The organism is Pirellulimonas nuda, assembly GCF_007750855.1.
Classification (GTDB): domain Bacteria; phylum Planctomycetota; class Planctomycetia; order Pirellulales; family Lacipirellulaceae; genus Pirellulimonas; species Pirellulimonas nuda.
Genome location: NZ_CP036291.1, coordinates 5,466,374 through 5,488,990, shown reverse-complemented (window position 1 = coordinate 5,488,990; position 22,617 = coordinate 5,466,374). Strand labels below are relative to the sequence as shown.

Below are 22,617 nucleotides of genomic sequence, written 5' to 3'. Positions count from 1 at the left end.
CTGCCGTCTTAAGAGCCGGCACGACTCCCTGCGACGCGGCCACGGTCGACGTTGGACTCTCGGGCTCGGGGGCCTCAAGCGTCTTGGCCGCCAGACGAATCAATCCGCGGTACTTCGAGTCGCTCAACAGGCCCAGCTCGTGGAACCGGTATAGCGTGCGGTGAAGGGCCTGCTGGACCTGGTCGGGCCGCAAGCCGCGTTGGCGCGCGTTGGGCCATAGGCACAACTCGCAGACGGTTTGGTCGAACCGTAGCGGCGCGGTGCAGCGGGGGCAGCACCGGTACTTGCCTCGGTCGGTCGCGCGGCGGCTCGACTCAACCTTCCCCCGCCAGACCCAAGCGGCCCAGGCTGCACCGATCAACAAGCACAAGTAGAACCAGCCACCCCCGAACATGTTTCAACTCCCAGCAAGTGCACGAGCGGGACGTGGCCGCGAGAGGGGGCGTCCTCTCACCCTTCAGGCGGCGCCCGGCGCGAGATACAACGCCAATTCCGCCAAGAACTCAAAAAAGACATGGCGATCTCTCGGATCGATCGCCAGCAAGCTCTTCGAGTCCCTGTCGAGGCCCGAAGCCAACGCTCAAGGAGCCAAACGCAGGCCTGCCGGGGTCGCGAAGAACGAGAGACAGACTCTTCCCGCAGCCTCCGCCGATGCACCCACAACTTGGCGACAATCCGGCCTAGAATCAACCGCGGCGCCAGGATACTGGGGTGATGGATCGGCGGCGCCAAACCGGGCCTCAATTAAACTGCAGCATGCCACGCGGCGTCGACCGCGTTACGACCGCCCATCTGCTTAAGCGACGTCCACGGCTCTCAGGGCGTCTCACCGTAGAAGCCACCACGATCGCCCGCTGCGTCGAACATCGACTGCTGCGCAAGGAGTCGGACGTAGTTGCGGCATAACCCCAGCGAGAGCGTGCATCGACCAGCTTTCCAGTATAGCCAGACCAGATTGTGTTGTGGGTGACCCGAGGTAAGACCGCCTCGAAGTTAGCGAGCGTCCTCCTTTCCCGTTAGAATCCTGACGTATTCCAGGAAGGAGGAGTCGATGAGCGGCAAGGACTTGGAGCTGTCGACGCTCAAGCAGGGAGAGCTGCCCGACGAGCTGAGCAAACGGGTCACCGAGCTGACCAAGCAACGCAGGGAGGTCCAGGCCAAGATCAAGCAACTGCCCGCGGAGTGGGGGAGTACGTCGCCGTCGAGCGGGCCAAGCTCGCCGACAAACTAGGGGTGCAGCCTCCTCGATGACCCGATTGTCAATGCGGTCCGCACGCCAGTCGCTTAAGTTCCTCGAGTAGCTGGGGGCCGGCAGGTCTGTGGTCGGCAACTGTGGCGTGTATCCCGTCTGAGGTCCCGAATGGGCCCCGCGGTGGCGGCCTGACGAGCGGGTCTCCAGGGCACTCGCAGACTACCACGTCCGCGCTGGTGTCGGACCGCCGGGTAGGCAGCAGCCGCCTCACCCCATGCAGCTGGCCCGAGGTGAGGCCTGTCCGACACCTAACACGTGCGGAGTTGGTCGAGGTGGCCACGCACCGGGTGGCTACCGCTGGCCGTCGCTGGTCGAGACGTACGGGTGCGCCGTGATCAGAGCAGGTGCTGCACGCGGCCGGCCAGGCCCGTAAGAGAGGCTTGGTTGGGATGCGTGCTACGGCCCCCAGCGGCCACATGCGCCCTGAACGCGCTGCGCGCGCGTAGGCGCGTTGGGCCGCCCTAGCGCCCTCCCAGCCGCGCACGGGCCCAGCTGCGCCCCAGCGGGCGCGTGGGGGCCCCCCAGCGGGCCTTCTCTGGCCCCGGAGCCGACCACCGGAAGGCTCGCCTGGCCCCCGCCGGCCTCCCAGAGCGGCCCTACAAGGGATTTGGGCTCTCTGGGACAGTGCGGTTTAAGACAAGCACCAGCAAACGGGGCGTCGAAACCCGCGAAACCCCTCACTTTCAAGGTCAAACCCCGAGTTGGGCGAGGGTCCGCGCCGTGTGGTGGAATGTGGGTAAGCAAAGCCACTCGGAAAGAGGGCCCGATTTCATGTTCGCGTCGCACCGCAGTCGAACTCCGCCTGTTGGCGACCCGTGAGCCCCCCCCGGGAGGTCAGCGTTCGTGGCAGGTTAGCCCCTGATTTGCCGGGATTTTAGGCTTTTGGCGGCCTACGCGGGACGCGTATTTGGCTGAAGAAAACCCACGGATCCAGCCAAGTACGCCGTAAAACCCGGCCAGCAGGGCCTACGAAGGGCTGCGAATCGGTCTCCGAGGGGGCCGGCGGCCTGCTCCGCGGGCCCCTGGCAGGGCGTGCGTACAACAAAGTCCAGTCGTCCCAGACTTCGGCGTCTGACGGGGAGCCCGCAAGGGGGAACCGGGGGCCAGCGTGCCCCAAACTGGCTCCCCCCCGGGGCCCGGATCGTGCCGATACTCCGTGGGCTACCCACCCCGGCCCAGTTCCTCCCCCCAGCGCCGCTGCCCACATGCCTCCCTCCGCGGACGCAGCAGGAGTTCCGGGCCCGCTTCGGGCGGGAGGAGGCCTGCTGGGGGTACCTGGCCCAGGCCCGCTGGCCGCGGGGGTTTGAGTGCCCCTGCTGCGGGGGCCGGCGGGCGTGGCAGACGGGGCTGAACCTGTTCCACCGCACACAGTGCGGCCGCCAGGCCTCGCTGACCGCGGGGACCCTTCTTCATGGGTCACGTAGGCCGCTCAAAGACTGGTTCCAGGCAGCGTGGTTGGTCTGCCAGCCAGGCGGGGTCAGTGCGTTGGAGCTCCAGCAGGCCCTGGGTGTGGCGAGCTACCAGACCGCCTGGGCCTGGCTGCACAAGTTGCCAAGGGCGATGGCGCCCTGGGCAGAGGGCCGCCTGAGCGGGCAGGTAGAGGTCGGCGCCGTGCGCGTCGGGGGACGGGAAGCAGTGACCGGGCTCAAGACGCGGTGCGGCGGGCTGGTGGCGCTGGCGGTCGAGGTCCTGGGGCGGCGTCTGGGGCGGGCCCGCATGGAGGTGATCGCCGCTGCTAAGCAGAGGAACCTTGGCGCCTTCGTCACGTCGGCCGTGGAGGCAAGGAGCACGGTCCGCACCGGTGGATCGCCTATATCCCCGCGGCCCGAAAAGACCTCGCTTCAAGCACGTGCTGGTTGCTCAGCAGTCAGAGCTCCTGGGCGTCCATCACCTCGCTGCGCAGCTCCGCCAGTGGCTCTCTGCCACCCACCACGGCACGGTGCGCGCTACGCACCTGCAGGGCTACCTCGACGGGGCCGCGTTCCGGTTCAACCACCGCAGGGCGAAGTCCCCGGGGCCGCGATTCGGTTGGCTGCTGGAGAGGGCGGTGAGGGCCGAGGCGACGCCCTATCGGCGTCTGGTGCGGCCGGATTGCTATCGGAGGCTACTTGAGGGAAGCAGAGAGTTTGTTGTTAACAACAAAGTTCGGCTCGGGAGGGGCTGCCGCGATCTAGTAGCAACGCCTCCACTATTCATGGCAGCGGGTTGTTGAGCCCCGAGGCCGCTCTCAGCAGGCCCGGCACGCGGGAGGTCAGGCGGTGGGCGCCAGGGCCGGCTCTGCGTGCGGTCAACTACGATCGTCAACGGACTCGCCTGGCTCGCCGCCGGCCGCTCTCCCGCCAATCAGGCCTCGCGATCATGGCCTTTTTCTTATCCCGCAGGGGCCGCGAGCCGGGAGCCTTCAGATCGGGCCATCACGGCGCGGGGACTCCGCTGATCTTGGAGCCTCCTGCACGGGACGGAGATGCTCGGCCGGCCTCAGAGCCCACGCACCCTGGTTCTCCCCGGCTGTGCTGAGCTGCTGCGTGCACGACTTGCCCCCCGGTCTACTCCGCTGCCGTACGGGGAGGCATAACCCCAAGCCCGGCCGCGATCTCGGTCACCCTGTCTACGACTTCCTTGGCGGCGGGGCGTTTGTCGGGTGCAGCCGCTGTCATCGCGGCCAAGAGGGAAGCGGTGCGGGCCGTCACCCCCAGGCTCGCGGCTGCGACGTCAGGGATCCGGCCCGGCCCCGCTTTGCGTGCCGATGCGTACGCGGCCCTCCCCGCTAGCAGGCAAGCGAACGTTGCCCCCAGGGCGAACACATCCACACTCGGCATAATCCGGGTCGCGGATCGGTCCAGGACCTCCGGCGGGGCGAAGGCCGCTGCGTAGACTTGGCGGCCGGCGCCCTGTGCGTCGCAGGTCGGCCCACCGGCCTCAACGCAATAAAGCGGCCAACGCAGCTCGGCGGTCCTCGCGTCTCGCCCCACCACCAGGGCGCCAGGGTCGATGTGCTGGTACACGAGCCCTATCTCGTGCAGCCAAGCAAGGGCGACGCAGAGCGTGCGGAGGAAGCCCAGGGCGTCTGCTTCTGAGAGCGTCTTGCCGCCGTCGACCAAGGACCCGAGCGTCAACCCGTGGTCGTCGGTGACGACGTACGCTCTGTCGTGCCTGCGGCCCCAATCGAGCACCGCCAGGACTGCGTCGTGTCGCAGCCGCGACGCCTTCTCGGCCGCCGCTAGGATGAAGTCACTCGAGCCGGCCAGGTTCCCCTCGGGCAGGAGCTGCATCATCCGTGCTGGCTTGGCCGTTGTGGCGTGCGTCACGAGCCGACCGAGCCAGTTGCGAGACCGGTAGACCTCCGGGCCGAGCCGCCACGGACCGAGGATCTCACTCGGCCTGACGGTTGCGGCGCCCCCGAAGCGACGCGTCTCGGTCTGCTCTGGAAGGGTGGCAGCGGTCTCCGGGCCCAGCAGGGCGTCAGACGGCGTGCCGCCGATGGACTTGAGGGCCTCCGTGGCGTTGGCCGGACGGTCCTCCGGGGATGGCTCGGTCATGCTATCGATCGTCGCCGAGACGCTCGCCGGAACATCCGGCCTGAGGTCCGCGACGCGGGGGCGTCTCCCGGACTTGGCCCAGGCGATTACTTGGTCCGCCGCCGCAGCCGGGAACGGGGGCTTCGCGAGCAGAAGGCACGCGGCGGTCATTCCGAGGGCGTACAAGTCGGACCGCTCACTGTACCGGGGAGGAAACGCGAAGAGTTCCGGCGCCATGAAAGGGATGGTGCCGGCAAGCTGGAAGCGTCCCCGTGTCGCCTCCATGTCGACCGCTAGGCCCAGGTCGGCGAGCTTGACGCGGCCATCGGAAGACCGACGCAGGCAGTGGGCGGGCTTGATGTCCCGGTGGAGGACGTGGGCGGCGTGGAGCGATTGGGTCGCGGACAGCAGCTGCTTGAGGAGCCCGACCCCCTGGTCGGATGGGAGCGCCGAGAGGCCGCTGCAGGTCCCTCCGTCCATGTACTCGAGCACTAGGTAAACGCTGGAACCGACCTGTCCGGCGTCGAGGATCCTCAGCAGACCAGGGTGATCCAGTCGGGCCATCAGACGGGCCTCGTAAAGGACCCGTTCCGACCCGGCGCCGCTGGCGTGGGCGGCCGTGATCACCTTCACGGCGACGTCGACATCGAGGGTCAGGTGCCGCGCCCGATAGACCGCCCCAAACGCACCGCTGCCGATCTGACCTTGGATCGAAAGGCCAGGGATCGCAAGCAGCTCGGCCGTCGGTCGGTCGGACAGGGCTCGGCTCCTTGCCTCGGGGGCGGCGGCTCTCGCGTCGTCAATCGAACAGCGGCACGGGCTGGGGGGAGTATAGCCGCGGCCACGCACGCCGCAAGCAACATCCCGGCAGAGATCACCGCGGCGGCGAGGAGAGCCGGCGGAAGGGTCGTCGCGGAGAGCTCTTCACGCCCCGCTCGTGGCGGCGCTGCGACCAGGACCCTGCGTGCGTCCGGAAGCAGAGGGTGGTAGAATACGGGTCGAGCGGCGACCTGGCCGACATAGTATCCGAGGACGCCTCATGACCGCCAAGCCGCTTTGGATGTTCTCCCAGGCAGGGGCGTTGGCGTACGTGTGCGATGGCGACGACGTACGCGTCGTGCTCATTACCTCCCGGATAACGGGCAAGTGGATCTTCCCCAAGGGGGTGATCGACCCCGCAGAGACCCCCGAGTCGACCGCTTGCATCGAGGCCCGAGAAGAGGCCGGCGTGCTTGGCGACGTCCAGGGGGCGTCGCTCGGTTTCTTCGAGGTCGAGAAGTGGGGAGGGATCGCCCGCGTCGAGGTCTTCCCCTTGCTTGTGGACGAGATCCTCGTCGATTGGGACGAGCGGTCGTCGCGGAGCAGGGCCGTCGTCCCGGTCGAAGTGGCCAAGAAGCTCGTGGACCCCGAGCTTGCGTTGATGCTGGAGGCCCTGTTGACGGCGATCGCCGACGGGGTGCTCCCGACGCAATAGGTTGACGCAGGCTGCGGGACTCGACTTGGCGAACGTCGACGAGAAGTTGTCGCCGAGCTCGCCGGGTGGACGCCCGTGCGACCACCGGAGACTCGACGCATCCGGGACAGCCTACCAAGCCTCTCCGCCTGGGCGCCGGCGTGAGAAGCTCGGGTAACGCTCGTGTCCGACGCCAGTGGACGTCGCTCGCAGACGCCGCCGCCAAGATCCTAGTGCCGCGGCTGCGGATCCGGCACAATGCGTGCTGGATCTACCCGCACGCGTCCCAAGCTAAGCACTCGCCGTGGATCGCACTGACCAACCTGCTCCACTCCCGCCGCCGCCTCAGTGGGAGAGCTCGCACGCCGGACAGCTAGACGGGAGAGAGTTTGACCGACGGGCGACGCTGAGAGAGCGGATCGTGACGCTCAGAGACGAGCTCTTCTCACCAACGTTTCTCGAATCCGCCGAACGCGTCGAGGGCGCCGGCGCCCACATCGAGCGTTTCCGGAGCACAATCGACTCGGTGCTGGCGGAGCTCGAGAACGAGCCGGCCGTAAGGATCGCGTTGTTGGGCCCGAGTCGGCACGGCAAGAGCACGCTGCTGAACGCCCTCGCGTCTGCTTCGATCTTGCCGACGTCCGACATCAAGCCCTGCACCGCGGCGATCGTCTCACTGAAGCATGACGGTCAGTGGGGCTTCACGATCGAGTTCATCTCGGAGAGACGCCTGGACAGGGAGCGTAGGCGAGCGGTGGAAGAAGCTCGTGACTATCTCCACCGGTTAGAGCGGGGGGGTGGGAGCGAGGAGGAGCCGGACGACCCTCGGTTCATCCACAGCACACTCGAACGATTCGTCACCATCTTGGGGATCGACCCTACACAATCGGCCGCTGAACTCGTGCGGTCGGTCGCGGACGCCCCGATCCCGGACGAGGTCGCCCGCCTGCTCGGCCATAAGGCGCAGCCTAAGAGCGACAGCCTCCCGCACATGCGGGTCACGATTGAGAGGTACCTTTCTACGAAGGACATCTTTTGGACGATCATCGACAGGTGCGAGATCCGGGGGCCGTTCAGAGACTGGCACCCAAACCTGCAGCTCGTCGACCTCCCCGGCACCAACGACAACGACCCGCAACGCACCGAAATCACCAACAGTCTGCGGAAGGAGGCCCGTGCGGTCGCGGTCTGCACCAGCGATAGCAACCTCGGGATCGACATCACGTCGTGGCTGCGGAGCTCAAGCGTCCTGGGCGACTACCTCGAAGCGACCGACAGCGGGCGGCAGCAGCTATTCATCATCAAGACGAAGTTTGACGCCCACATCCCCGAATTCGACCTCGACGATTCTGCTGCCGACGACCCTGACGCAGAAGAGCGGCTCTACCGTGCGGCAATCGACCGTCACATCGACGAACAGACGCAGACCTACCGGAAGATGCTACGTGACATCGCGTCCCCCCTGATGCCGCTGGGCAACAGTGAAGAGGATTCCAAGACGCGTAGCGAGATGCTCGAGCGGATCGCCTCGATCCGCGTCTTCTTTGTGTCGGCCCTGGCCTACGAAGCGTTCCAGAAGCGGATCAGCCCAGGACGCGTCCGGCTACGCGGCCTCATGGATCAGTTCGGCGGCGACCCGGACAGAACAGGGATCCCGGAGCTGAAGCACTTCGTGAACCAGATCGCAGCCGAGCACTTGGCACGCTTCTACTTCGACGACCTCGAGCAACGCGTGGCCCGGGAGGTGGGTCGGCTGGTGCGTTTTTTTAGCCAAGCCTGGGCTACCCTCGAGGCAGGAGTCGGCGAAGGATCTGGCGCGATCGCCCGGCTCGTCGCCAAGCTCGACGAAGAGATCATCCCCTGGTTCGATGACTATATTGACGTAGCAACAAAAGAGTTTGTCGCGGGCAGCAACCGGTCCGCCCGAGAGATCCGGGAGAGCTTCGGCGGGCTGCGGCGGGCGCTTGAGGAGAGGATCGCCTCGAACCGGCGTTCGTGGAACGTCTTGTACTGGAACACCCTGCGGGCCGTCGCTCGCAAGAAGGGCATCCACACTACCGGGCGTGGCGAGTTCATCGACGTCAACCAGGCTTTGTGCGGCGCCATGGTTGACGGCCTCTCAAGCGGGTGGACTACTTTCCGAGACAAGATCATTCAATCTGCTAGCGACTCGCTCGTGGTGGGCGCCGTCGACCAGCTGCGTCGCCGGATCCGAGAGTCGTCCCGGGACATCAACGACGGCGAGGCGACGGCAGCCCTCGAAGTGATCGCCGAGAACCTCGAATCGGTGGCGGCGACGCACAGCGAGTCGATGTCCGAGGCGGTGCAGAGGATCGTTCACGACCTCCAGTCGATTAGAAAACCGGCCTATGACGTGGTGCAGGACGGGCTTGGCCCGACCTACACCGCCGTCGTCAACGAGGGAGGGATCGGTTGTCAGGCCCGGATGCGTGAGCGGCTTGGCCGTGGGGCCGAGGCGAGCGTGCAGGATGTACACGCCTCGGTCGCGGAAGTCTTGGACCAGCGGCTGTTCGGCCTCTGCCAGGGAGCGTCGAGTTCGTTGATGCGTTTTCGGGCGGACGCGATCGCAGAACTTCGCAACGCCAGCGCCCAGCTCCGAAGAGCCGGCGAGATCGAGCAGCGTGGCCAGATGATCGCCCAGATGGAGCATATCCGCACCGCCGCCCTCCAGGTCTGGGAGGCCGTTCGAGCGACTTCAAGGGTGCCGACGGCCTACATGGCCCCGCTCTCACTGCCGCCGCCCGAGGCCCCGCGTCGCGACTCGGAGGCGCCTTTATTGCCGTTTGAGCCGTACGGGAACCAGGAGCCGTCCCCCACCGACAGCCCAAACCCCGCCCCCGAACCCGACCAGCAATCCGGGACAAGCCTCGGCGACGACGCGAGCTCGGCCGGCGTCACCTCGCCGGCCAACCACGACGCTGACGGCGCCGCAATCGGTCAGGAAGGACCGGCGACCTCAGCCACGGCCGTAGGCGCTTCAAGTCCGGCGGGGGGGACGACCGTCTCGGAGCCAGAAGAACCGTGGAACCTCTCCAACCGGCCGCGTTCTGTCACGCAGCGAATCCCTTTCCCAGAGGACCCTGCTCCGCCGCCCTCGAACGGCCCGGCGCCTCCCAAAGAAGAACCAGCAATCCCGGTCGAAGTAACGCCTGATGCAGGAGAGCCCCCAGGCGAACCGGCCCCGCCTGCGGACGAGTCTCCGAGCGACTTCCTCGACCGCCTGCTAAGTAGCCCGCTTTACCGCGAGCAAAGAGATCGATGTGGGCGAGCGGCCCTGAACGAGGGCGACCTCCGCAGGTTCTTGGACGCGATGCAGCGTAGCCATTGGAGCCTGACGACCCCGGCTCTGTGCAGGCAGCTCGGGTTGGGACGCCTGCGTGTCGAACCGCGGATCGCGGCCGTGCAGCGGCTACTGAATGTCGATGGCCTGCAGATCGTTCAGTTCTGCCGAGACACCGATACGGTGGAGATCAAGGCCGACTTACTATCCCAAGAGTTCACCGATTGATCCATGATGCAGCTCAGCAAGCAACGCAGCCGTGACATCCTCAACGCTCTGCGTCGCGGCACGGTTCCTGAGGAGAGCCTCGACGCATTCGCTGTGGGGCTCGACCGGTTTGAAGTGGCGTTGGACGAAGAGCTGCGTGACGCGAAGCAAGGGCAGGGCCAGTTCAAGGCGGTCCGCGGCGAGTACGGCTGCGGGAAGACGTTCTTTGCCCGCTGGCTCGCCGACCGGGCTCGGAAGCTCGGCTTCGCCACCGCCGAGGTACAGATCTCCGAGACAGAGACGCCGCTGCACCGGATGGAGACGGTCTACCGGCGGCTGAACGAGCGGCTACGTACGGCCGAGTGCTGCGACGGCGCCTTCCGGAACGTGATTGACAACTGGTTCCTGGCCCTCGAGCAAGACGTGCTGAGCGAATGCAGCGGAGAAGAGCTCCCCGACAGGGAGCTTTTCCAACGCACCAACGAGCTCTTCGAAACCCGCCTCCGAAAGCTTGGCGACTCGGCCCAGGTCTTTAGCCTGGCCCTCCGCGGCTACCGTCAGGCTCAGGCCCAGAGCGATCGCGGGACCGCGGACGCGATCCTTGCCTGGCTCGCCGGGCAACCGAACGTGGCCGCCGCCGCCAAGCGGGCGGCAGGGGTCAAGGGAGACATCGACCACTTCGGCGCCTCGGCGTCGATCAAGGGGCTCCTCACCGTGCTCCGGGACTCGGGCTACGCCGGGCTGCTGCTGGTCCTCGACGAGGTCGAGACAGTGCAGCGGATGCGGAGTGACGTCCGGCAGAAGTGCCTCAACGCGTTGCGGCAGCTCCTGGACGACGTCGACGGCGGCCAGTTCCCCGGGTTGTATCTGGTCGTCACCGGCACCTCCGGATTCTTCACCGGGCCGCAAGGGGTCCGGAGCCTCGAGCCGCTTGCTCAGCGACTGCACGTCGAGTTCGACTCCGACCCCCAATTCGATAATCCCCGGATGCCGCAGATCCGTCTCGCTCCGTTTAACCTTGAGCGACTCTGTGAGGTAGGGGGCCGCGTCCGCGACATCCACTGCTCGCTCGCCGGGGCCGCTGAACGTGTTCGCAGCCGCTGCGACGACCACTACATCCGCGGCTTGGCTGACGCGATCGCCGGCCAGCTCGGCGGTAAGGTTGGGACGGCGCCCCGCATTTTTTTGAAGAAGCTGGTCGACGTGCTCGACCGGGTCGACCAGTACGAGGCGTTTGATCCGGGACGCGATTTCGCCGTGAAGATCGACCAGTCCGAGATGACGACCTCCGAAAGGCACGCCGCGGCGGGGAGCGTCGATGAGGTGGAGCTCGAACTGTGAGCGGGTTCGACCAACTCCACCCCGACCTGCAGCACCACATCGCCAACAGCCTAGGTTGGCAGTCGCTGCGACCGTTCCAGGAGGAAGTGATCCCCGAGATCCTTTCCCAGAAGCACCTCGTCGTGCTGGCGCCGACCGCTGGTGGCAAGACCGAAGCCGCGGTCTTCCCACTCCTGTCTCGGATGCTGTCGGAACAATGGACGGGGTTGAGCGTTCTCTACCTCTGCCCGCTCAAGGCCCTGCTGAACGACCTCGACTTGCGACTGACTCGCTACTGCTCGCTGGTCGGGCGTCGGTCGGGGCTCTGGCACGGCGACGTGACCCAGACCGAGCGCAAGCGGATCGCCAGCGAGCCCCCCGACGTGCTGCTGACGACCCCTGAGTCCCTCGAAGTGATCTTGATGTCGCGGCGCCTCGACCCGGCGACCCTCTTTGGGCAGCTGCGGGCGGTCGTGGTTGACGAGGTCCACGCGTTCGCTGGCGACGACCGCGGCTGGCACCTTCAGGCGGTCGTTGAGCGGGCGTCGGCCAAGTCGGAGCACGCGGTGCAGCGGATCGGCCTGTCCGCGACGGTCGGAAATCCCGCCGAGCTGACCCAGTGGCTCGCGGGGAGTCAGCCCGGAGAGCGGGGCCATTACGTCCGACCGTCGGACCATTTGGCCGAAGCCGACGTCCAGGTTGACTACGTCGGCACGCTCGACAACGCGGCATTGGTTATCTCGAAGCTCCACCGCGGTGAGAAGCGGCTGGTCTTTATCGACAGCCGGGCAGGGGCCGAGAAGCTCTCCGCTGAGCTCAACAAGCTCGCGGTCCCCGCGTTCGTCACCCACGGATCTCTCAGCAAACAGCACCGTCGGGCCGCCGAAGAAGCCTTCCGTAGCCGTTCGGACTGCGTGATCGTCGCCACGAGCGTCTTGGAACTGGGCATCGACGTCGGCGACCTCGATCGGGTCATCCAGGTCGGCGCCCCGGTTACGGTTTCTAGTTTTCTACAGCGTATGGGTCGGACCGGACGCCGGGACCCCTCGAAACGCAACTGTCTGTTCCTTGCCGTCCGCCATGACTCGCTCCTGGTCGCGGCCGCACTGGTTGAGATGTGGAAAACGGGGTTCGTCGAGCCGACCCAGCCCCCGCCAAGCCCCTTCCACGTGCTCGCCCAGCAGCTCATGGCGATCACGCTTCAAGAGGGAGGGACGTCCGCGGACCGCTGGTACGACGAAGTGAAACGCGTTCCAGCGTTCGCAGAGATGGCGCCCGAGGAGGTGCAGGAGCTCTTTGCGTTCATGCTGGCCGAAACGGTGCTCGCCCAAGAGCAGGGGGTGCTGCGGCTGGGGACGCTGGGGGAGCAGAAGTACGGCCGCAAGAACTACCTCAAGCTGTTCTCGGTCTTCATGACCGAACCTTTGTTCCGCGTCGTGCACGGACGCGAAGAGATCGGGCAGATCGATGAGCTCACGCTCACAATCCGCAAGCAAGGGCGGCGGCTGTTCCTGCTCGGAGGACGAACCTGGGAGATCGAAGAGGTCGATTGGCAGAAGCGGCTCGTCCGAGTGCGAGAAGTAAGAACCGACGCTTCCGTGATGTTCTCGAGCGTACCACCGGGGCTTGGTTATCCACTTTGTCAGGCGATGCGGGGCGTGCTGGCGTCGAAGTATGATCGCCCGTGGTGGTCTCGTCGGGCGACCGAGAAGATTGCCGAAAAGCGGGGAGAGTCACCGTGGCTTGAGGTCGACAAGACGACGCTTCTCCGATCGGGGGAGGGGGGCCTGGAATGGTGGACCTTTGGGGGGGTGGGCGTCAATGCGACGCTGGCGAACTCACTCGCCGCGGTGCTCCGTCAATCGATCAAACACTCGCCTTTCTCGCTTGAGTTTCCCAGAGGCGTGCGTAGCGGAGTAATCCTGCAGGCAATCGCTCAGCTCGCCGCCGGCGGACCGGCCATGCCCCCCGAGGTCGATGAGCGGATGCTGTACGCGGTGAAGTTCTCCGAGTGCGTTCCGCACAGCCTTGCCCTGCGGATGCTGGAACGTCGGGTCGCCGATCCGGAGAACCTGAAGCGGCTGCTGGAACAGCCGATCGCCGAACGCACTGTCGAGCCTCGGGACAAAGCCCATTCGCAATCTGAAAACCGGTGATGCCGCCAATCCTTGTCTGCTCTCGCGGGACGTACTTCCAACGCTTCAGCACCCGCCCCGACGCTGCTGAGCCGCAGAGCAATTCCGCGTCGTGAGAGAGGGTGTTGACCACGACCGACCACAGAGCCGGATCGTCTTCGGGTCCCAGCCAAGGGCGAACAGCAGGTTCGAACGCCGGCCAACGATCGCTCATCGCGGATTCCTTTTCGTTGCTCGCGTACTTCGGCTCGCGATGCCGAGCGCTGCGTTCAGTCTAGCAGCGGTCGAGTGCGGTGTGTTTTGCTGGGGGTGGGATTGCTAGGCGCCTCCCGGCCACTGCAGCCCCAGGGACGCGGAGCGTCGTGCGGCTGGGTCGGGCCCGTTGGGCGCTGGGGTCGGGGCGTGAAGTACGGCTGGCATGCTCACCCACACGCGTGAAGGGACCTCCCTGAGGGACTACTGGCCCCTTTCAGCTAACGGACGCTTGGGCGTCTTGCGGCTGCCTGTGGAGGCGGTGGGGGCGCCAGCCAGTTGGACGCGGAAGCGTCGAAGAGATGGACGGGCCGCAGCCAAGCACGCACGCGTGCTCCAGCAGGCCGACGTCGAAACCGGGGGCCGGCCCGCCGGCGGGCTGTACGACGCGTAGTGCAAGCGGGGCGCCTTCCGGGCGATCGACTCGCGGCTGTTCGCCGGCGTGCTGCGGAGCTTGGGGGAGCGCGGGCTGATCGAGCAGATGGAAGGGGGCGACCTGATCCTGGCGCCCAAGGGGGAGCAGCTCACCGGACACTACTCCTTCTACAGCGCGTTCGGCGGCTTCCGACGACTACGGCGTTTATCACGGCAGCTCGCTGATCGGCCTGCTCCCCGCCTCGGACCTGCCGAACCTGGACGACTGCTTCCTGCTCGCCGAGCGGCGCTGGCGGGTGGTCGCGATCGAGGACGAGCGGCGGGTCGTGGTCGTCCGCCCCGCGAAGGGGAGCAAGCCCCCGATGTTCACCAGCGGCGGCGGCGAGGTCCACCCGCGGGTGCGCGACGCCATGCGGCGGGTGCTGCTGGACGACCGCCCCTGCGGGTATTTGAACTCCACCGGCGCCCGGCTGCTGACCGATGCCCGCCTCACCGCCCGCGAGGCGGGGATCGATCGGCGCTCGTTGGTTCCGCTGTCGCCGTCCTCCTGCTTGTGGTTCACCTGGACCGGAACTAAGGCCCAACGCACGCTCTGCTTGATCGCCGACGCGGCGAGGCTCGTCTCCGCCGACCACAAGATCGCGGTCGAGCTCTCCGCCAGCGCCGCAGACTCGGCCCGTCGTTTGGCGGGCGTCGATGCGTTGTCGCTCGACCCGGTTCGCCTGGCCGCACGCCTGCCGACGAAGCAGACCCGCAAGCTCGACGAGCACCTGGACGACGCGTTGCTGGTCGAGGCGCTCGCGGTCGATGCCTTGGACCTGGAGACTGCCCGCGTGCTGCTTGTGCGGTTGCGGTCCGTAGTGGGTTGATTCGTTCGCATCGCAAGCGGATCGCCGTTTTGACTTCTGTCCTTTTGTCCCCCGCCCCCCCCCCAATCTCGTTTTCGGTCATAACCCCCCGATCGCTCGAAACCCCCGCGAAACGCGACCTACGACTCCGACCCACCCCCACGATGGCGGGGGTTCTCGACCCGCCAGCAGGGATTTTGTGTCCCGCTGCGGGACACCGGGCCCCCCGAAGTGGACACCTGCGGGACAAATGTGGGCGCAACTTCCAGACATCCAAAACACCCTCCGCTGCAAACCCTAACGCGCATGCGTCGCCGGCCGCATCTGCCCGGGGACTCCCCGGGCCGCGTGCCGCTAGCCGTGGGAGATTGTCTCACAGCGGGTGGCTATTTGCTACGAGAATGGCGGGGAATGATGGGCCAGATCGCTCGAAGCGGACCGCTGGCAAGGGAGGTGTGTTAAATGAGTTTCCCGCGGATCGATCGGCCTCCGGATTCGACGAGAACTCTGGCAACGGTTCGTAAGCCACCTTGAGTTGGCGTCCGCCGGAATGGTAGGTGGGTCCCCGCTTCGCACTGCTGGCAAGCCAGACAGTGGCACCCCAGCAGTGCCACCCGCCGGAGATGGCTTGAGGCCCGATTGGCTCAGTTACGCTTGCCCTGACGTTTTCTTAGGTCGGCGATGACGCCGTTCCAATATCGCACCGCTTCAATATGCTGCTCTCGGGTGAGCAGAGTCTTGTTCTTAGGATCGGTTGGATCACCACCAACGATGATTGGTGTTATCTCGAAGACCTCCATCCCACGGGTCCGCGGGTCGCTTCTACGAATGTCAGAATAGCTCGGCATCGGGCTGGCTCAGCTTCTCAAGGAAGTCGGTGAAAGAAGGAGCGATGCTCTTGGCGTCTTTCAAGCTCATGCCGATGAAGGGGACAGCGACAATGTCGTTGCATTGCTTCCTGAGATCGAAAGCGAAGCCCTCGCCTCCTCCACTCGACCCAAAAATCAACAACCCAGGTGCGTAGGTTTCTGCTTCGTAATCAGCGTTGTACGGGACAATCTGATCCGCATTCCAGAGAATCAGGTATTGCTCTCCAAGGAATCCTTCCCCGCCACCACGGCCCAGAAGGAACGAGCGATAGTCTTGAGGCAGCGTGACACCGAACGCCTTCTCGGCAGCAAGAACGTCCTCTTCGCTGCTCGGATTGGTGCTGACGAACTCGCTCAGCAGAGCATCTTGGCTATCACCCACTCAACCACCTCCGCCGTTTTCTATGTTGTTCTGTAGTCGGTTCCACCAAGGCGTGACTTCCTTGCGATGGAGGTCTCGATCAAGAATCGCCTTGTTTGCCGGGTCGGTTGGCGATCCGTTGAACTTTACTGGCTTCAATTCGTGAACGTCCACTTTCTGGCCAACTAAGCCTTGGTCACGACGAATCTTGCGGTTGGCGTTATTTGCTGCCTTCCGGGCTGCGTCGTACTCATCGCCATCAAGTAATCGGAATGGTCCCTCAGGACGAGGTACGCCTTCTGGGTAATCTCGAAATCCCTGCTCGGTGATCGAGAAGGTATCATCCGGGTGCTTTGGGGCAACAACCTCCGCCGCTTGCGGCGCCCCGGCGCCGCTGGGCGCGTTGGGGCGGGGTGGGACGTTGCAGTCCCCGCCCCCTGTCGCGGCCGCGACGTGCAGGTGGCCGAGCGCCCCCCCGGCGCCGCAGGGACTATTGACTTCCGGCTGCTTATTGCGAGGGGCGTCTACCTCCGCTTGGGCCGCGTTGAGTTGTCGACGGGTCTTGGCGCCCGCATCCTGAACGGCGTCGGTGGCGCGGCGCGCCACGCTCGGCCCCACGCCGGCCGCCTCCAGCATCAGCGACACGGTGTTCTGGGTCGTGAAGCCATTCTGGACGATGTCCCCCGCTAGTTCAACTCGGTCGCCTAGCTCCTCAGCGCGGTCGGCGAGCGCTACCCCGCGTGCCAGCCAGTTCGCGCCGCCGCCAAACACCGTAAGGCCGGCGCCGACGCCTACGTTCGCTGCAATACGGGTTTGCGTGCGGGTCGATTCCGGAACGCCGGCCCGATCGGCCAGCCGATTGGCGGTTTCGTCGAGGTCGATCAGAGGAGCAGCGTTTGCCAGTTCCACGGCGCCAAACGCCAGCCCGCCGACAAATGCTTCGAGGATGCCCGGGTTCGTCACCCCCGCCCCGATCGGCGTCGGTGGCGGTGGCGGGGCAAACGTGGCGGATGGGTCTCGCTCGCCGGTCGAGCCGTACTGTGTGACGCCGGGGCCCAGGACGAGGTTGGTGGGTAGCGACGGGTCGAAGTCCCAGTTCGACTCGATCCATTCTCCCTCAAACTCGCCGCCGTCGCCGTGGAGAAGGGTGACCTGAAACGGCGTGACGCCTTCCCGGACATTGATCGAAACGTGGATGTCGAGAATGTCATAGCTCGCGTCAGGGTCCGACTCGTCGAGCCTAAAGTCGCGCACCAGCCGCTGGCTCGAGCCGACAAACACTCCTTCCGCTAGGTCGCTCACGAAGGTGTGATCGATCGCGACGCGACGGTGGTCCCATCCACGGACTTCCTTGCTGAGCGTTCTAGTCTCTTCCGGGGAGTAGCGGACCGTCGTGGTTGTCTCATCGACGTGCTCGATCGTCCGCCGGACCTCGCGAGTGTCGGTTCCGTGGCCAATTCCACTACTAACACCATTTACTAAATAAGGGTGATGCGCAACCTGAATGTCGAGCGAATAATCGGGAACATCGACGTCGGTGGAGCCGTAGGTGGTCGTCGATTCGACCGTCGTGTACTTGCCCGTCTGCGACCGCTGGGTCGCCCCGTTGCTATCGACGAAGTCGAAGTAAGTTCCCGGTTCGTCGACGAAGACCGTTTTCGTCGTCCCAGAGTCGCGGCGGGTTTCTTCCCATACGTAAGACGGTCCCCCTTCCGGGGTAATCTCGTTCCACAGGTCGCGTTGCTTCGTGCCGTCGGACGTAGACCGGAGGCTCTGGGCTTCAAACCGGCCGAGGGTCGCGAGCCCGTTGGTCTCGGTGTGCTCGGCGTCGTACGTCGAGACGAAGCCGCGGATGAGGTAGTTCTCAGTCGAATCCTCGATCAACTCGTAGCGTTGTGCTTTGTCTTGCGTGGCAGCTTGGTAGGTTTCGAAGCGATCGATCCTGCCGTCGGCGTGTTCAAAGCGGCTGGTGGACTCGAGGTCCAGCGTCCGGAGGTCGCCTTTGATCTTCGTCGTCGCCGACTCTCGTCCGGTGTCGGTATCGCGGCTGTAGGTCTCGTGCGTTTCCCAGCCGGGCTCGCCATCGTCGTTGACGTAGGGCGCGATCGTCGACCAGGATGTCTCATTCCGCCGGTCCCACTCGCGGAGGACCGACTGGGTGACGCGGCCCTCCCCCTCGTCCGTGCTGGTGAGGGTCACCGTGCGTCCTTGGTCGTCGACGTACGTCCGGGCCGGGCCATCCAGCTCCCGGAGCAGGGACTCGTCGAGTATCTCTGCCTTCTCGGGCTTGCCGAAGCCCCCCGCCAGCGACTCGGTCCGCTTCGACCGCTCAACCGAACCTTCGCCGTCGCCCGCGCCGGGCGTGCTCTTGGTGCTCGACGCCTCATCCCCGAACTCGTACCCCCCTGTCCGCGTCACCGCCGGCTCGCCGTCCAGCTCCACCGTCGTCGCGCCGTTCTCGTCCCGCAGCGAGCCGGTGCCGCTGACAGTTTCGCTCTGGTCAATGTGGCCACGGCTCGTGCGGGTCTTCGTGCGGCCGCTGTCGGTGGGGTAGATGTAGTCGGTGCGGGTGTCGAGTTTTTGGGCGTTGCTGCTGGCTACGTCAAACGACCCATCGCTACGCGAGCCACCGTCCGGGGCTGTGACGACGTCGAGGCTGGCGCTGCGGCTGCTGCTCGATGTGTTTGTCCGCTCGCCAGTTTCGGCGGTGACGGTTACCTTGCCGTCGTCGGTTTCACGGTGCGTGTCGCTCCACTTCGTGGCGTCGGTCGCCACGCCGGAAGCCGATGTCGTGACAACCATCGACGAGGCGGTCCCGGCCGGCCCGCTGGTCACCGGACCCACGGAGCTGCTGCCTGTCGAGGCCTTGGTCGTGGTGCGGGACTCCAGCGCTTCGGTCCGCGTCAGCACGCCCGGCGTGGTCGTCGTGATGTGGGCGTTGGTCTTGGACGACTGGCGGACGCCCGTGGTCTGCACGCTCTCTACGTCCAGCTTGCTCGACGCCACGCCGCCCGACCGCGTCGATACGCCCTCCCCATCCGACGCGCTGCCGGCGGTCGTCAGCGCGTCGTACGTCGAGGCGCTCACCACGGCGGTGGTCTTGGCGCCGGCCGTCTCGCTCGACCGGGTGATCGAGCGGACCCGCAGTGCGTCGGCGACTTCTGAGAGCGTCTCGAACGCCACGTCCATCGCCGCGGTCGTGACCACGTCGTTCGCTATCGAGACCACGCCGCGGCTGGTCTCCTTGCTGTACGAGCCGGTCTCCAGGCCGATCTGGATGAAAGTGGTGGTGTCGTCCTCGACCCCGCTGCCCCCCGGCTCGTACTTGCTCTTCGACCACGACTCAGAAAGCTCTTCGACCGCGGCGTCGGCAAGTTCGTGGGGGTTACGCCGAGGTCGCTGCGGCCGGAATGGAAAGTGAGTCTCCGCTTCTCACTGCTGGCAAGCCAGACAGTGGCACCCTAGCAGTGCCACCTGCCGCCGAACTCTCCGTCCTCGTGGGCAACCCACTCCGCCCCGGCCGCTACGAACCCCGCGTCTGCAAACGACGCCCCAAAGGGCGCCCGTTGATGAAGAAGCCACGCCGTGTGCTCAAGCAAACGCTGTTGGGGTAAGGAGTTAGGGGAATGTTAATGGCATTCGTTCTTGCCACCTTTTTTGTCACATGGGTGTTCTACAGAGCCTTGACGCCGTTTTTCGTCCGACTTCAGGGCATTTCCAAACGTGCCAAATCCATCGGCCGTGCCACCTACAGAGCGGCCTAGCATGTCTAACCTTTTCTCAAGCTTAGTTACCGTTGAGAGCTCAGGAATTATTGTGATTGTACAGTAGCAAGTCCACTCACCGCTAGTTTCATCAGCTTCCACGCATGCTGTAAAGCCCAGTGTCGCCGCAGACTTTGCTACCGCGACTCCTGCCGAGTGTGATGGAACAGCGACAAAGAAGTCCATCAGCAAGGGCTTGCTGAGGTCGGAGCCATTTTGCTCAATCTGTCTTAAAGCTTGTCTGGTCGCGTTCACCGAATCCAGATCCACGACGCACCTCACTGCCTCATGGACACGATATTGACGGCCTATGCGCCGTACTTAGGCTCATAAAGAAAATCCGGAAGGACTTGCTGAACTATGGGCCTATCGGTGTGCCCAATGAATTCATCGTAAATGCGGTTCTGAGAACTCGCAAGTGTGGGGTTCTGGAGCATGTCCAGGCGGACCTGACCAGTTGGACACTGCTCAATGCCTGGAATCGACTTAACATCTGACAGAAATGCTTGAATGACTGCCGAAACCGCCGCATCACCCTTTCGCGAGAACATGAGGTATGTGGTGGGCGGTGGGCGGTCGTTCCTCCCTTGCACAAAAAAGTAGTTGAGTACGAGGTGAATACTCTCGCGAACCTCGGTGTCCGTCAGCTCAGCGTGTTCTACTTCGACACTTTCTAATCCAGAGAGCATCGCGACAATCAGCTCATCGACTGTTGGAAAGTCGCTCATAGGAATAGCTCGCCATCTTCGATGCGAAATCGACGTCCCGGCGATTCGATCTGATTGTAGTTGGACGGATCAAGAACGCCACCCTGAGCGTCAATGCGGCGAGACTCCTGCTTGAATGCTTCTCTGACATTCTCGGCCGGCGAAAAGTCTGTCGCAATATGTTGATCGCCGTACTGGCCAGCAATCCTCCGCCCAGACTGTTGCGAGCGGTCCCGCGTTCCTTTGCCCGAATATGTTGAGCCGCTTGCATGCGTGTTAGTATATGACCCTACTTGGTCCGCGTTCGTTCTTGGTACATCAATCTGCACCAAGCAGTCTGGATCGACATTGTGAACGAGCACGCCGGCCAAGCCGATCTGGTACACGTGCTCGTTCTCGACTTCGATATTGTAGACAGTGGTGTGGGCCGCGCGAACCGACACGGCCAGCACCTCGATCAAGCCCGAGTCCGTCAGCAATTGGTCGCCCGGCGCCAGTTCGCCCATCGGCACGAACTCGCCGCGGCTCGCGGCCCAGAATGGGTGGGTGGGAGTCCCCTTAAGATGCTCGCCGTTGTTCAGCGTGATCCCGCAGATCGACTCGACGCCCCGGGTAATAAAACGCCCCGTGACACGATTGCCCGGTCCTTCCGCGGGCGTGACCGCCGCTTCGATGGCGAGCACGCGGGCGTGGCCGCGAACCTCTAGCCCGCTGGCGTAGATCGGCAACAAGTCGCCGACACTCATCGACTCGGCCCACCAAGCGGGACGCAGCAACTGCGCCTCGACCCGCTTGCCTTCGAAGTTCTGAATACGGAGTCGCACCACAACCCACCGGTCGCCTTCGGGCCACTCGGGGAAGCTTGGCAGGCCGGCAAGCTCTGGGTTCGTAGAATCGACACGGGCGCCGAGCGGCACGTCTTCGATCGCTATTTGAAGCGGTACGGCGGTGGCGCTGTCGCCGTCAGATGAGAAAGCTGACGCCGATGCCGGCACAAGAGAAGAACTTGCGACAGGCAGTGCGGCCACATGAATCGGTGTGCCCGCGACGAAGCAGCCGCCGTTGTTGAACTTGTATTTGGGCGCCACCACTTCCGCCGCCTGCGGCGCGGCGCCGCCGGGCGCCTTTGGTCCTCCGATTGTATCCGGCTTCGGCGGCTGGCGGAAGTTCTTTACAAGGTCGTCCAGCTTGCCGTACACGGCGCGGCCGGCTTGTTGAATGGCGCTGCCGGCCCTGTTCAGCGCTGCGCTTGCCTGACCGGCGCCATGTTTCAGTCCGGCTCGCAGGCCTTCTTTGGTTGCGACCTTGATGGCGGGGGTAGCGGCCTTGGCGCCGGGCGCGGCTGTCAGCCCGACCTGCAATAGCCCCGTGCTGCCCCGCCAGAGCCGCGAACCGGCCGACAAACGCTCATTGCCTTCCGCAATCGAGGTCCGCCCAGACCATGCGTCCTCGACGCGCCCGACGCCGATCTGCTCCCCAACCGACCCCCCGAAAGCCCCGGCCGCCGCGCCCAGCACGCCGCTGCCTTGCTCACGCAGCAGACCGTACGTGTCAGCTACGTCGCTGTTGTCCCACAGCTTGGAGGAGTTCCAGACATTGGCAGCCCCTTGGCCTAGCCCACCGGCGAACGCCTCAAAGACGCCCGGGTTCGTCACCCCCGCCCCGATCGGCGTTGGCGGCGGCGGCGGGGCAAACGTGGCGGATGGGTCGCGCTCGCCGGTCGAGCCGTACTGGGTGACCCCCGGGCTCAGGACGAGGGTGGTGGGGAGCGCCGGGTCGAAGGCCCAGTTCGACGCGATCGTTTCTCCCTCGAACTCGCCGCTGTCGCCGTAGAAGAGGGTGATCTGGAACGGCTGCGTGCCCTCCCGGACGCGGATCGAACCGTTGATCTCGAGCGTGTCAAAGCTCCCGTCTGGGTCCGACTCGTCGAGCCTAAAGTCGCGCACCAGCCGCTGGCTCGAGCCGACAAACACTCCTTCCGCTAGGTCGCTCACGAAGGTGTGATCGATCGCGACGCGACGGTGGTCCCATCCACGGACTTCTTTGCTGAGCGTTCTGGTTTCTTCGGGGGAGTAGTAAACTGTTGTGGTGGTCTCATCGACGTGCTCGATCGTCCGCCGGGTCTCGGTGGCATAGACGCCGTGGCCGGTCTGCCCTGGCGCGACAGAATTCGGACTGCTGTTCGCAACCTGAATGTCGAGCGAATAATCGGGAACATCGACGTCGGTGGAGCCGTAGGTGGTCGTCGATTCGAC

Annotated in this window: 17 protein-coding genes and 1 pseudogene; 9 read left to right on the top strand and 9 right to left on the bottom strand. The window is 65.1% G+C overall.

Annotated features, from left to right (window positions below):
* The first annotated feature begins 1,051 nt into the window (after nucleotides 1–1,051).
* Entirely contained in the window at nucleotides 1,052–1,231 is a 180-nt protein-coding gene (locus Pla175_RS21375) for a hypothetical protein (protein WP_145290367.1), read from the top strand.
* Nucleotides 1,232–2,284: 1,053 nt separating this feature from the next.
* Nucleotides 2,285–2,584, top strand: a pseudogene (locus Pla175_RS27205) (transposase); the annotation flags it as partial.
* Between the two features lie 185 nt (nucleotides 2,585–2,769).
* Here the strand turns inward: Pla175_RS27205 and Pla175_RS26655 are convergent.
* The 3 genes from Pla175_RS26655 to Pla175_RS21365 all read right to left on the bottom strand — a co-directional run bounded on the left by Pla175_RS26655 (nucleotide 2,770) and on the right by Pla175_RS21365 (nucleotide 5,619).
* Nucleotides 2,770–3,042 carry a hypothetical protein gene (locus Pla175_RS26655; protein WP_231954009.1) on the bottom strand — a complete coding sequence of 91 codons (273 nt, stop codon included), beginning with the start codon at nucleotides 3,040–3,042 and terminating at the stop codon, nucleotides 2,770–2,772.
* 77 nt (nucleotides 3,043–3,119) lie between these two features.
* Nucleotides 3,120–3,248, bottom strand: coding sequence for a hypothetical protein (locus tag Pla175_RS26855; protein ID WP_261342791.1), 129 nt, complete (start codon nucleotides 3,246–3,248; stop codon nucleotides 3,120–3,122).
* A 550-nt stretch (nucleotides 3,249–3,798) separates the two neighbouring features.
* A complete protein-coding gene (locus tag Pla175_RS21365) occupies nucleotides 3,799–5,619 on the bottom strand; it encodes a protein kinase domain-containing protein (protein WP_145290360.1) in 1,821 nt (606 codons plus the stop codon).
* Between the two features lie 190 nt (nucleotides 5,620–5,809).
* Here Pla175_RS21365 and Pla175_RS21360 point away from each other — a divergent pair, with 190 nt between their 5' ends.
* From Pla175_RS21360 to Pla175_RS21335, 6 genes are all read left to right on the top strand, one after another.
* Nucleotides 5,810–6,244, top strand: a complete 435-nt coding sequence (locus Pla175_RS21360) for an NUDIX hydrolase (protein WP_145290357.1) — start codon at nucleotides 5,810–5,812, stop codon at nucleotides 6,242–6,244.
* 283 nt (nucleotides 6,245–6,527) lie between these two features.
* The gene (locus Pla175_RS21355) at nucleotides 6,528–9,752 is read left to right on the top strand and encodes a dynamin family protein (RefSeq protein WP_145290354.1); all 3,225 of its coding nucleotides are present in this window, start codon (nucleotides 6,528–6,530) and stop codon (nucleotides 9,750–9,752) included.
* Between the two features lie 3 nt (nucleotides 9,753–9,755).
* Complete coding sequence (brxD, locus tag Pla175_RS21350; RefSeq protein WP_197527041.1) at nucleotides 9,756–11,072, top strand: BREX system ATP-binding protein BrxD; 1,317 nt, start codon at nucleotides 9,756–9,758, stop codon at nucleotides 11,070–11,072.
* Complete coding sequence (locus Pla175_RS21345; protein WP_145290350.1) at nucleotides 11,069–13,207, top strand: DEAD/DEAH box helicase; 2,139 nt, start codon at nucleotides 11,069–11,071, stop codon at nucleotides 13,205–13,207. The genes brxD and Pla175_RS21345 overlap by 4 nt, the downstream gene beginning before the upstream one ends.
* Before the next feature lie 397 nt (nucleotides 13,208–13,604).
* A complete protein-coding gene (locus tag Pla175_RS21340) occupies nucleotides 13,605–13,832 on the top strand; it encodes a hypothetical protein (RefSeq protein ID WP_145290346.1) in 228 nt (75 codons plus the stop codon).
* A gap of 277 nt (nucleotides 13,833–14,109) precedes the next feature.
* On the top strand, nucleotides 14,110–14,682 hold the full coding sequence (locus Pla175_RS21335) for a hypothetical protein (protein WP_145290343.1): 573 nt from the start codon (nucleotides 14,110–14,112) through the stop codon (nucleotides 14,680–14,682).
* A 623-nt stretch (nucleotides 14,683–15,305) separates the two neighbouring features.
* Here the strand turns inward: Pla175_RS21335 and Pla175_RS21330 are convergent.
* The 3 genes from Pla175_RS21330 to Pla175_RS21320 are packed head-to-tail and all read right to left on the bottom strand — an operon-like array spanning nucleotide 15,306 to nucleotide 18,693.
* Entirely contained in the window at nucleotides 15,306–15,461 is a 156-nt protein-coding gene (locus Pla175_RS21330; RefSeq protein WP_197527040.1) for a hypothetical protein, read from the bottom strand.
* A 31-nt stretch (nucleotides 15,462–15,492) separates the two neighbouring features.
* Nucleotides 15,493–15,912, bottom strand: coding sequence for an SMI1/KNR4 family protein (locus Pla175_RS21325; protein ID WP_197527039.1), 420 nt, complete (start codon nucleotides 15,910–15,912; stop codon nucleotides 15,493–15,495).
* A complete protein-coding gene (locus tag Pla175_RS21320) occupies nucleotides 15,913–18,693 on the bottom strand; it encodes a hypothetical protein (RefSeq protein WP_145290336.1) in 2,781 nt (926 codons plus the stop codon).
* Here Pla175_RS21320 and Pla175_RS21315 point away from each other — a divergent pair.
* Nucleotides 18,683–19,312, top strand: coding sequence for a hypothetical protein (locus tag Pla175_RS21315; RefSeq protein WP_145290333.1), 630 nt, complete (start codon nucleotides 18,683–18,685; stop codon nucleotides 19,310–19,312). The genes Pla175_RS21320 and Pla175_RS21315 overlap by 11 nt on opposite strands.
* Before the next feature lie 208 nt (nucleotides 19,313–19,520).
* Here Pla175_RS21315 and Pla175_RS27200 read toward each other — a convergent pair whose 3' ends face one another.
* The 3 genes from Pla175_RS27200 to Pla175_RS21300 are packed head-to-tail and all read right to left on the bottom strand — an operon-like array spanning nucleotide 19,521 to nucleotide 22,356.
* The gene (locus Pla175_RS27200) at nucleotides 19,521–19,910 is read right to left on the bottom strand and encodes a ribonuclease E inhibitor RraB (RefSeq protein ID WP_391527847.1); all 390 of its coding nucleotides are present in this window, start codon (nucleotides 19,908–19,910) and stop codon (nucleotides 19,521–19,523) included.
* Nucleotides 19,911–19,963: 53 nt separating this feature from the next.
* Nucleotides 19,964–20,383 carry a hypothetical protein gene (locus Pla175_RS21305; RefSeq protein WP_145290327.1) on the bottom strand — a complete coding sequence of 140 codons (420 nt, stop codon included), beginning with the start codon at nucleotides 20,381–20,383 and terminating at the stop codon, nucleotides 19,964–19,966.
* Nucleotides 20,380–22,356 carry a Hint domain-containing protein gene (locus Pla175_RS21300; RefSeq protein WP_145290324.1) on the bottom strand — a complete coding sequence of 659 codons (1,977 nt, stop codon included), beginning with the start codon at nucleotides 22,354–22,356 and terminating at the stop codon, nucleotides 20,380–20,382. Before Pla175_RS21300 ends, Pla175_RS21305 begins: the two co-directional genes overlap by 4 nt.
* Nucleotides 22,357–22,617 lie beyond the last annotated feature (261 nt).